This window comes from Paenibacillus sp. An7, assembly GCF_009870785.1.
Classification (GTDB): Bacteria; Bacillota; Bacilli; order Paenibacillales; family Paenibacillaceae; genus Paenibacillus.
Window position 1 is genome coordinate 57922 of sequence record NZ_WTWX01000020.1, and the last position, 11307, is coordinate 69228.

General features: G+C 35.8%; 9 protein-coding genes, 1 pseudogene and 1 riboswitch. All 10 genes and pseudogenes read left to right on the plus strand.

The features are described 5' to 3' along the window. Positions 1-4: 4 nt before the first annotated feature. Positions 5-843 (plus strand): annotated as a pseudogene (locus tag GQY27_RS17570) (IS256 family transposase); the annotation flags it as partial. 213 nt (positions 844-1056) lie between these two features. Next, complete coding sequence (locus GQY27_RS17575) at positions 1057-1833, plus strand: radical SAM family protein (protein WP_160036561.1); 777 nt, start codon at positions 1057-1059, stop codon at positions 1831-1833. After that, complete coding sequence (locus GQY27_RS17580) at positions 1830-2252, plus strand: hypothetical protein (protein ID WP_160036562.1); 423 nt, start codon at positions 1830-1832, stop codon at positions 2250-2252. Before GQY27_RS17575 ends, GQY27_RS17580 begins: the two co-directional genes overlap by 4 nt. A gap of 29 nt (positions 2253-2281) precedes the next feature. Next, the gene (locus GQY27_RS17585) at positions 2282-3067 is read left to right on the plus strand and encodes a phosphoribosyltransferase (protein ID WP_160036563.1); all 786 of its coding nucleotides are present in this window, start codon (positions 2282-2284) and stop codon (positions 3065-3067) included. A 14-nt stretch (positions 3068-3081) separates the two neighbouring features. Next, positions 3082-3756 (plus strand): dTMP kinase, encoded by a 675-nt coding sequence (gene tmk / locus GQY27_RS17590; protein WP_160036564.1) that lies wholly within the window; start codon positions 3082-3084, stop codon positions 3754-3756. A gap of 569 nt (positions 3757-4325) precedes the next feature. After that, the gene (gene deoD, locus GQY27_RS17595; RefSeq protein WP_160036574.1) at positions 4326-5036 is read left to right on the plus strand and encodes a purine-nucleoside phosphorylase; all 711 of its coding nucleotides are present in this window, start codon (positions 4326-4328) and stop codon (positions 5034-5036) included. Between the two features lie 162 nt (positions 5037-5198). Beyond that, positions 5199-6593 carry an MFS transporter gene (locus GQY27_RS17600; RefSeq protein WP_160036565.1) on the plus strand — a complete coding sequence of 465 codons (1395 nt, stop codon included), beginning with the start codon at positions 5199-5201 and terminating at the stop codon, positions 6591-6593. A gap of 18 nt (positions 6594-6611) precedes the next feature. Beyond that, the gene (deoB, locus tag GQY27_RS17605) at positions 6612-7790 is read left to right on the plus strand and encodes a phosphopentomutase (protein WP_160036566.1); all 1179 of its coding nucleotides are present in this window, start codon (positions 6612-6614) and stop codon (positions 7788-7790) included. 148 nt (positions 7791-7938) lie between these two features. After that, the gene (locus tag GQY27_RS17610) at positions 7939-8679 is read left to right on the plus strand and encodes a GntR family transcriptional regulator (protein WP_160036567.1); all 741 of its coding nucleotides are present in this window, start codon (positions 7939-7941) and stop codon (positions 8677-8679) included. A gap of 346 nt (positions 8680-9025) precedes the next feature. Beyond that, positions 9026-9125, plus strand: a riboswitch (purine riboswitch). A gap of 169 nt (positions 9126-9294) precedes the next feature. Next, complete coding sequence (locus tag GQY27_RS17615; protein WP_160036568.1) at positions 9295-10662, plus strand: NCS2 family permease; 1368 nt, start codon at positions 9295-9297, stop codon at positions 10660-10662. Positions 10663-11307 lie beyond the last annotated feature (645 nt).

Below are 11307 nucleotides of genomic sequence, written 5' to 3' on the forward strand. Positions count from 1 at the left end.
CCCTATGAATCATTTTACAACAGATTTAGTCCAAGCTCTAGTCACAAAACAAGATGTGGCGGAAGTATTTCGCAATCACTTAGAGTCTGCCATGAATCATCTGTTAGAAACAGAGCTTACTGCATTCCTAGTCTATGAAAAATATGACCGTATAGGTGTGAATTCAGGTAATTCTCGAAACGGTGGCTACGGCCGGACGCTTCATACCGAATATGGGGACTTGCAGTTAAACATTCCTCGAGATCGTAATGGAGAGTTTAAGCAACAGACCGTAGCACCATATAAAACGTCATTCACATGTTTCAAAAGGGCGTTACGATGACGGAGACTTCCGAGCACATCGAGAAAATGTATGGTCACCATTACACGCCACAAACCATATCGAACATGACAAAAGTAATGGTTGAGCATGTCGATGTCTTTATGAAACGGCCACTTGAGAAGCGCTATGTGTGCGTCTATATTGCTGCAGGAATTCGTGAGGTTGGTACCAAGGAAGTACTCACCTACGCCGTCGCACCAACCGAATCAGCTTACATTTGGAAAGAACTGCTCCAAGACGTGAAACAGCGTGGAACGGAACAAATCCTATTGTTTATCTCCGATGGACTCATAGGTATTGTGAATGTGATTCAGGAGATCCATCCGCAGGCAAAGTACCAAACATGCTGTGTTCATTTAGCTCGTAATATTGCCCATAAAGTTCGCGTCTCAGATCGAGCAGAGGTCTGTGAAGACTTCAAATCTGTCTATCGATCCGATGATGAAGAAGCTGGTAAAGCAGCTCTAGCCACCTTCTGTGACAAGTGGAAGACTGCTTATCCTAGGGTCGTTAAATCTTTATTTTCATTTACACATAATTCTTGACGCTGCCTCTTTAGAAGTACAAAGAGTAAAATATCTATTAAGGATTAAATAGAAGTGCAAAGTTAAAGACCAATTATATTCTTAAAATAATTATTTAAGATGAGCAAGACGTTTAGTTTGAAGAATTTCTTTTAATTAGAAACTATTTGATATTGTATAATCGTAATATATGAAAAAGGGGATGTTGGGATGGATAATATTTGGACAGAAGGCTATTTACATGGCAATGAGGAACGGATTTTTGTTAATACTAGTTTAGGTTGCAGAGCAAGTTGCTCATATTGCTATTTACCAAGAGTGGGTTATACTACAGGGGGAAATATAGAACGATTCAATACTGCTAGAATTGTACTTAATTCATTATTTAATAGTAATCAGTTTATTGAAGGCAAGATGGGGACTATTATTTCGATTGGTTGCTTTTCAGAGTGTTGGGATATAATGAATAAAATGGAGACCATTCAAATCATAGAAGAAGTTATTGAAAAAGGTAATCCTATTCAATTAGCTACAAAAAGGTTTATTGATTATAAAGAAATCTTACATATCGCAACTAAATTAAAGTGGGAGGGACAATTGTCTATTTTCATTAGTTGCGCTTCAATTAGTAATTGGGGGAGAGTTGAAAAGGGGACAGTATCGCCTAGATTACGTTTTAAAAGTTTTAACATACAAGATAAATTAGGGATACCGTGTTATCTTTATATGAAACCAGTCCTACGAGATATCACTATTCTCGATATCGAAAAGTATTTGGATGTTATAAAGGAATATAAAATTGAGGCAATTGTCGGTAGTATCTTTTCTACAAACTCTTCAGAAGAAAAGGCACCTATACTTCCTGGGAAGTTATATTATGATAAAAAGAGTGATGAAGCCGTTATTAAAGAATATTTAAGTAGTGTATGTAATGTATATGATACAAGTGTTGAACCAATAAATAACAGGAGGTCAGTTTTTGCATGAAAAGAGGAGAAGTAATTTATAAGACAAAATCATTTGTAATAGCTAATCCAGGAAAGCAATTATCTGAAGCATTAAATAACAGCAAAGAAAATGAAGTATTGTTATCTTCATTATTGTATGCAAGTGGTTTTTCTTATATAAATATAGAAAACAAAGGAGGGAAAGTGGTTTTTCTTGCAGGGAATTCAAAAGTTGATATAACAGAAAAGTTTATATTTCATAAGAATAATAAAGAAGTTACAGGTTTATATAAAGCTGAGATTAATCAAGTGTATGCCATAATAGATATGATAGAAAATAGATTAGCTAGTATCATGATGTATCCCATGGATATGAGAATTAATAGAATAAGTATGTTATGTGAAGAGATGGGGGTCAATTCCATAGATTATGAAAAAGTTCTTAGAAATTGGAATTAAAAATATAAATAACGGGGGAAGGAATATAAATGGATATTTTTTTTAACAAGTTAATACTTCTGATTTTAACGGTTTCTACGGTTCTTTTTATCCTAGAAGTATCGGGTCTTTTGCCACAAAAAATATCTCTTTGGATAAATAGAAATAAATTAACTCAAACGTTTGAACTATTAAAACAGCTAGGGATTGATGTTGACAGATATAAAAGGGCATCACTTGAGTTAGATACACCTACATATTTTAAAAAAGAAAACTTAGAAGAAGAATTGAGAAAGGAATTAGAAAAAGCTACACTTCATGAAAATGTTGGTGTTGGAAAGATAACCTCGCAACAAAGTAATACTTACATAGATGTTATGAGTTTTTCAACAAACCCAGTACAGGCTGAACTTTATACACGTTATCTTAGCACTTTTTGGAGCCGGAAATTAAGTGAGAGGGGGGCAGTGAGAAATGCAAGTTTTGACTTTATTGTTACCCCTAAAAACGGTAGTCCCATACTTGGATATGAATTTGCTAAGCTTTTTAAAAAGCCATTAGCATTGTATAATGAGGAACCTAAGTTCTCTACTGGTAAAAATATTTTTCAAAAGACTTTTGATTTTATGGGGAAGGAGCCTAAAAAAGGTTCTGTTGCTTTATTAGTGGATGATAGTACTACAGGAGGAAGAAAAATGGTGGATGCTATTGATAAGTTACGGGAACAAGGATATATTGTAACTGATTGTTTAGTGTTATTCGAACCAACAATAAAAGATGCAAGAGAAAGATTAAAAAGAAAAGATGTAGAATTACATTCAATTTTAAAGGTATAGAAGGGTGAAAGAATTTGCTGGGAAAAATTATAGTAATCGAAGGTATTGACGGAAGTGGCAAGAATACTCAAGCTAAATTAATAAAAGAATATTTACAAAATAAAGATTTCAAATGTATTCTGCTTCATTTTCCTATGTATAATGAAACATTTTTTGGAAAAGAGGTAGGTAATTATCTAAATGGTGAATATGGGGGATTAGAGTATACACATCCTAAACTAACAGCACTTCTTTATGCTGGAGATAGATTTGAAAAAAGGGAATATTTAAAAGAGGAACTTGAAAAAGGAACCATTATTATTCTTGATAGATATGTCCCATCGAATATTGCTCATCAAAGCGCAAAATTAAATGATGATGAATTTGAAAATTTCAAGAAGTGGGTTGAGGAATTGGAGTACTCGGTGTTTGGTTTACCTAAACCAAACCAAACTATTTTTCTAGATATGCCACCTCATATTTCTTATAAGCTTGTTCTTAATAAAGATGAAAGAGATTATACTGAAAAGAAACAAGATTTGCATGAAGAAAATATAGATTACTTAAAAAAGGTGTATAAGAAGTTTAAATTACTTTCTGAAAGTAATGATTGGGTTAGTATACAGTGTTACGAAAATGAATTGCCTAGAACAATTGAAGAAATTAATAATGATATTTTAGCTGTTGTAGAGCCTGTTATTAAAAACTAAAGGTATGGTTTATGGTAATTAGATTGGAATTGAACATAACTTAACGTTATTTAATAAATTCAAAGATAATTAGGACTGAAAGAACTAATCATTATTGAAATAGAAATTTTCTTATTTGAAATTGTGTCTAATTCAAATATATCTATTCACCTGCAACGATTGAGTGGGAGTAGGTTAATATTACAATAAATTATAATGAATTACTCTCTATTATTTGCTGGACAGGCGAATAATAGAGGGTTTTTTTTGTGGAACAATACTATTGAACAGACAGTAATGTCCTCTCATAAATAATTCATAATTGTTACTCATATGTACTCCTATTATCTAGCTCATGATTGATTCCTTTCGTGTAATGGTTAGTTGTCGTGTACCATAGCACACAGATCGGTCATGAGTTTTTTGTATATTGAGCAATAAATCATAGTAAAATTCTGATTATTGAAATTACTTGTAGGAAATAACAAGTTATGATAAATTGAACTTGTCTAAAAAACATACAAGTTATACAAGTTAGACATGTTGTTCTAACCAGCATAATTATCTACTAAAAGGAGCAAATGAAAATGATGACTACCAAAGAGACCCCTCATATTAAACCAAATGGAGTAGAAATAGCTGAAACAGTTCTATTGCCTGGAGATCCTCTAAGAGCCAAGTTTATTGCAGAAACCTTTCTGGAAGATTATAAGTGTTTTAACGAAGTAAGAGGAATGCTTGGGTACACGGGTACTTACAAAGGGAAAAAAATCTCTGTTATGGGTACAGGAATGGGACCAGCAAGTATGGGGATTTATTCTTGGGAATTAATCAATGTGTTCGGTGTTAAGAATTTAATCCGAATCGGTACTTGCGGTGCAATGCAAAAAGACATTGAGCTTTATGATGTTATTTTTGGTATGGGAGCTGCAACAGATTCTAATTATGGTCATCAATTTAATTTACCTGGACAATTTCCACTAACTGCATCCTTTGAACTTTTGGAAAAAGCGAAAAAAATTGCAGACGAGAAAGGTCAAAAAGTTCATATTGGTAATATTTTATCAAGTGAAATTTTCTATAATGCGGATACAACATCGAATAAAAAATGGCAGGACGTAGGTATTATGGCTGTCGAGATGGAATCTGTAGCACTTTATTGGAATGCGATTAAAGCGGGTGTGAATGCACTATGTATTCTAACGGTGAGCGACCACCTGATTACAGGAGAACAAACGACTTCTGAGGAACGCCAAACCGCATTTACGAACATGATGGAGATTGCATTAGAGTTAGCTTAGTGCATAATTCATTCCATTAAGGATTCATATATAAAATATAAATATGCCTCCTGTGCTTACGAAGTAGTGGTGAGTGCAGGGGGTAATTAACATGCTTTCAGATACTGAGTATAAGCGCTATTATCCATTTTTTTAGACATCAGGAGATGCTTGGAGGTATTTATGAATCATTCCATTGAGAATAAACCAGTAGTTAACTTAGGGAAAATTGTACCCGCTATATTACTATTAATGATTTTTTCACTCGTAATCGATAACTCTTTTAAGATTATTTCTCCTGATTTGGTAGAGTATTTTGGAGTTTCAGCAAGTACGGTAAGCTGGCAAGTGACTCTTGCAGGATTAGTCGTTGGAATCGGTGCAGTCGTTTATTCCTCTCTATCTGATTCCATCAGTATACGAAATTTATTGACAGCAGGTATTTTACTTATTTGTATAGGCTCTATACTTGGCTATGTTACACATACGAATTATTGGATGATTGTATTTTCGAGAATTATTCAAGCAGCTGGTTTAGGGGCAACCGAGACCCTTTATCTCGTTTTCATTACCAAATATGCATCTGAAGCAGAACAGAAAAAATATATGGGATTTAGTACAAGCAGCTTCCAGCTTGCTACCGTTATTGGTACACTAACAGGCGGATTTGTGGCAACTTATCTAGAGTGGCAAAATCTATTTTTGATTCCTTTGCTTAGTTTGTTACTGTTACCGTCTATCCTCAAGCATTTACCTAAAGAAGATAATAAGAAGAATAATTTAGATTTCATAGGACTGTTTATTGTAGCCCTGATCGCTACTTCCATTATGCTGTGTATGTCTTCTTTTAATTGGGGATTATTTGTTCTCTTCATTCTCTCCATAGTTGCTTTCTTGTTCTATATAAGCAAAAATAAAAAAGCTTTTATCACCATTGATTTCTTTAAAAATAAACAATTTTTGTTTACTTTAGTGGTCGCATTTGTGATTAATTCGTTATATTCTGCTTACGCGCTGAACACACTTTCGTTCTTGTTAACAAGCGTATATGACATAAATTTAGATTCGGTGTCTCTAATGTTCATACCTGCATGTTTACTAGCTGCATTTGTGGGGGCGATGTCTGGTAAAATAGGAAGATACTTGAACAGTAAGCAGTGTGTTTATTTAGCCTTTAGTATCATTGTGGTTAGTTTGCTGCTTGGGGCCTTCTTCATTAAAGCATCGATCGCCATATTTGTAGTATCTCTAATCTTATTCTCATGCAGCTTTGCACTGCTATATGCTCCGCTTATTGATATTAGTCTTCGAAAGGTACCAGCTGAAAAAACAGGGACTGCATTAGGCTTCTACAATTTATGTCTCAATATCGCGATGTCCGTTGGTTTCAGTTATTCGGCTTTGTTGATTGATAAAAAGGATTTACAATTTGGTTTCTTACGCTTTGTAACAGATGAACCAACCGCACTGAATTATAGCAGTATTATTATCATTCTTGCAGCAATTGCGGTGGTCTCCATCGTATTGTTCTGGTTCTTATTAGGTCGAAAAATAGATAAACGCTCTCTACAGAACTAGAGAAAGGAAGGTAGTAGCATGAAAAAATTTAAACGTGTACATTTGATTGTCATGGATTCCGTTGGTATTGGAGAGGGAAAAGATGCGGCAGACTTTAATGATGCGGGTTCTCATACCTTATTGCATATTGCCGAATATATGAATGGATTACATTTACCTAACCTAGCTAAATTAGGGCTTTCCAATATTGAAGAAATTTTGGGGGTACCTAAAGCAGATAAACCCCTTGCTTATTATACGAAATTACAAGAGAAGTCCGTTGGTAAAGATACAATGACAGGTCACTGGGAGATCATGGGCCTAAACATTGATAAACCATTTAATGTGTATCCAAACGGCTTTCCAGATGAATTGATTAAACAGATCGAAGAAATAACGGGCCGAAAAGTAGTAGCCAATAAACCGGCAAGCGGAACAGCAATTATTGAGGAGTACGGGGAACATCAAATGAAAACAGGGGATCTGATCGTGTATACCTCTGCCGATCCCGTTCTGCAAATTGCTGCCCATGAAGATATCATTCCGCTCGAAGAGTTATATGATATTTGTGAAAAAGTTCGGGAGATCACAAAAGACCCTGCCTATCTGATTGGTCGTATTATTGCGAGACCTTATGTAGGAGAGCCTGGGAACTTTAAGAGAACATCTAATCGTCATGATTATGCATTAAAACCTTTTAATAAAACCGTGATGAATCATCTGCAAGACGGAGGCTATGATGTAATCGCCATTGGTAAGATCAATGATATCTTTGATGGTGAAGGCGTTACGGAATCCATCCGCACGAAAGACAATATGGATGGTATGGATAAACTGCTTGAAGTCATGAAGAAAGATTTTACGGGCATGAGCTTCCTCAATTTGGTTGATTTTGATGCATTGTATGGTCATCGTCGTGATCCAGAGGGATACGGAAAAGCATTAAAGGAATTCGATAAGCGATTAGATGAAGTGTTTGATGCAATCCGTGAGGATGACTTATTAATTATTACAGCTGACCACGGGAATGACCCTACATTCGAAGGTACTGATCATACTCGTGAATTTATTCCTGTCTTGGCCTATTCCAAACAATTAAAAGACAGCGGAAAGTTACCTGAGAACGATACATTTGCAGATATCGGTGCAACGATCGCAGATAATTTTGGTGTGAAGATGCCAGAATACGGTGAGTCTTTCTTGTCATTCCTTAAATAATTCAATTATTTTGCATGAACCTCCAAAACCTTTTTCTTGGAGGTTCATGTTTTATCTTTTGAAAAAGCAACATTTTTTATCGACATGATCCGGCCATTCCTTCCTATGATCAGCAGTTTGAATATAACAAAAAAAGGACACCAAATATATGAACACAAATAAACTGGATAAACTAAAACGGCCGCTTTATATCAATGTATACGATGAGCTTCTTCTTCAGATTACAAAAGGAGAATATGAGGCGGGAAGCCAGCTGCCTTCAGAACCCGATCTGGCGAAAAAGCTAGGGGTTAGCCGTGCAACACTTAGACAAGCATTAGTCCTTTTACAAGATGATGGATTAGTAAGAAATATACGTGGTAAGGGCAACTTTGTACTAGAATCTTCTTATAAACAAGAGGATGTTCAATTAGAAAAACTGAGTAATCCCATGCGTAAATGTCATATCAGTACGTTCGATCAAATCGATCTACGTTATCGACTAGACCCGGAAACAGAACATACGAAACAAGTTTTAAAAAGCGATTCATCTTCCGTATTAGCTTTAGAACGTTTGTATAGAAGGGAAGGCAATTTACTTGCTTACGCTTTTACTTTTATGTCCATGAAAACCGTAGAAAGCTTATCCTTGGACCTGGGTAATAAGAAACGGTTGCTGGAATTCTTAGAGAAGGAAGCCTACTTAATTGCTAACCATGGAACGCTTGAAGTGAAATTTACACATACCCTGAATCTAGCTACTGGGAAAGACAAATTAGTTGGGAAAAACGAGTGTTTTTTATTGCTGGAGACTCTTCATAACAAGACAGAGGCTGATCCGCCGTTAATGTATAATAAATTTTATATACCACAGCAGTTCTCAAATATAAAATTAAATGCATATAAGTAAATCATTATATTGAGCCGTGAAAATGATTTAAGTGATTTATATAAAGCACACCTTACAACTCTGATAACTGGAAGAACTAATAACTTTCTTTTACTAGACACTGTAAGTAAGAAAGCGGCGTTTAACTGTTCTGTAGATAAAGAGTAGAAGTCTCTAATGCAGAGGCTTCTTTTTTAGTTCTCTTTTTATTCATACGTCACATAAGTTAGTTTTATGAAAAATGATGAATGATTTTCAGTACTTTCGCAAAAATGTAATTTACGAACGTTACACACATAGTAAGGTATTAATATACGCTTTTTGTATTGACAATATGATCTATCCCTCCTAGAATAAAAAATGAAAAACGAATAAACACATGCTTTTTCGTATAATCTCGGGAATTGGCCTGAGAGTTTCTACGAGATCACCATAATGATCTGGCTACGAAAAAAGATAATGTAATGGGATGACAAACAAGGGTTTCTAAGCATCTGATTCAACAATGAGAAGCTGAAACTTTTGGGATTCCTGCTTATCTTTTTTAGCGTTAGCCCTTGAAGATCAATTTCTTTTAAGGGCTTTTTGTCGTTTTGAAGTTTATTCGACTTATCTCTAAGGGGGAATATTCGGATTATGGAGAGTTTCTTTAAATTAAAGGAACGCGGAACAAGTGTCAGAACAGAGATTGTTGCAGGTTTAACCACGTTTATGACCATGGCGTACATTCTGATAGTAAACACGATCTTTTTAGGTGAAAATGGGGCGGGCATACCAGATAATGCTGTCTTTTTTGCAACAGCGGTGGGCGCTGGACTGATGACGATCGTAATGGGCCTTTTTGTGAATGTTCCGATTGCTCTTGCCCCCGGTATGGGTCTTAATGCATATTTTATGACGGTTGTACTGAGTTCGAACGGTATGATAACATGGCAGGCTGCACTGGGTGCTGTCTTTATCTCAGGTCTCGTATTTATTCTGCTGACGGTAACAAAGATTCGCCAAAAACTCCTGGTTGCTGTACCAGATAGTTTGAAAACAGCAATAACCGTAGGTATTGGATTATTCGTAGCCGTAGTTGGACTTAAATTAAGTAATCTAGTTGTAGCCAATGTGAACGCTGGTACGGATATCTCCGGGCCTGTTGCGGGAGGGAATTTCAGTCTTGCTTTTGGTAACCTAACACACGCAGACGTTCTTCTAACTCTGATTGGTTTACTTATTATTGCGATCCTTATGGTACTGAATGTGAAGGGTGCTATGCTTATCGGGATCGTAGTGACTACTATTATTGGTATTCCCATGGGAGTGACGGACCTCAGCGGACTCAGCGGTTCGAATTGGATTCCTTCTTTTAGCGGGCTTGCAGTAGGGCAACTGGATATTATGGGTGCTCTAAAACTTGGTTTATTCGAAATTATCTTTGTCTTCACTTTTGTAGAGTTATTTGATACATTTGGTACCCTTGTTGGAACATCTACACGAATGGGTCTAATGAAAGATAAGGAGAAGGGTGAGAAGATTGTCGGAAAGGCAATGCTAGTTGATGCGGCTGGCGTAAGCGCAGGGGCAGTGCTTGGTACAAGTACGATTACAGCCTTTGTAGAAAGTTCAGCCGGTGTTGAAGCGGGAGGACGTACAGGTCTGACTTCGGTAACAACGGGAATCATGTTCCTACTGGCTTTATTTATCGCTCCTCTAGCGCTGGTTGTACCTTCGGCAGCTACAGCACCTGCGCTGATCATTGTGGGTGTGCTGATGATGAGTCAAGTTCGCAATATTGATTGGGATGATTTCCTTCAAGCATTCCCTGCATTCTTAACAATTGTTATGATGCCATTTACGAACAGTATTGCTAATGGTATTTCTCTTGGAATTATCTCTTACGTTGTTCTTGCTTCATTTTCTTCTTTAGCTACGAGCCGTAAGGTGAAAATTCACTGGCTGATGTGGATCTTGTTCATCATTGTTCTGGCTAGATATATTTTTATCGGCTCAGAGTAAAATAAAACATAATTATAACAGCAGTTGATATGGAAAAGCCTTGCTCTTTGGAGTAAGGCTTTTTTTGTTTCTTCTATATATAGAAAGAATGGGAGAAGACATAATAGAAGGAACATAGGAGAAAACTTAAAATGTAGCACTTCTCTATTCGTTTTTGACTGACTCTCTCTGACCGGCACTCGCCAAAAGTCGTTCGCCATTCAAAAGTTTCGCTAAGTGATCTATTAAGTGGAGCTTTTTTTGACACAAGTTTAACTCAAAGAATATTCCTATATATCGCAGAATTGTTTGTTATCTAGTTTCAATGAGCAGATCTGTTTCACTGATACAGAGATCATGTCATTTTTGTCTATCATAAGCTGTGTAGATATAATTACAAGCTTGGGGTCTGTTTTTTAAGAGAATGGGATTTTCAGAACTGAACAGTGGGTGAGTGTTTTGAAGCTTAGCTTTTATATAATTCTACCTTGAATAATATAGTAGGAAATATAGTAGAAATAAATCTACTGATTTTTTTTAAAAAAAAGGTTGCATTCTACTTCTCAGCATGGTATATTCTAATTCCGGCCAAGAAGTTAGACAGTAAGCAACACGCTGAATAACAAGCTTCATAAATGAAGTTGAAAAGCTTCTAAAAAAAGCTTG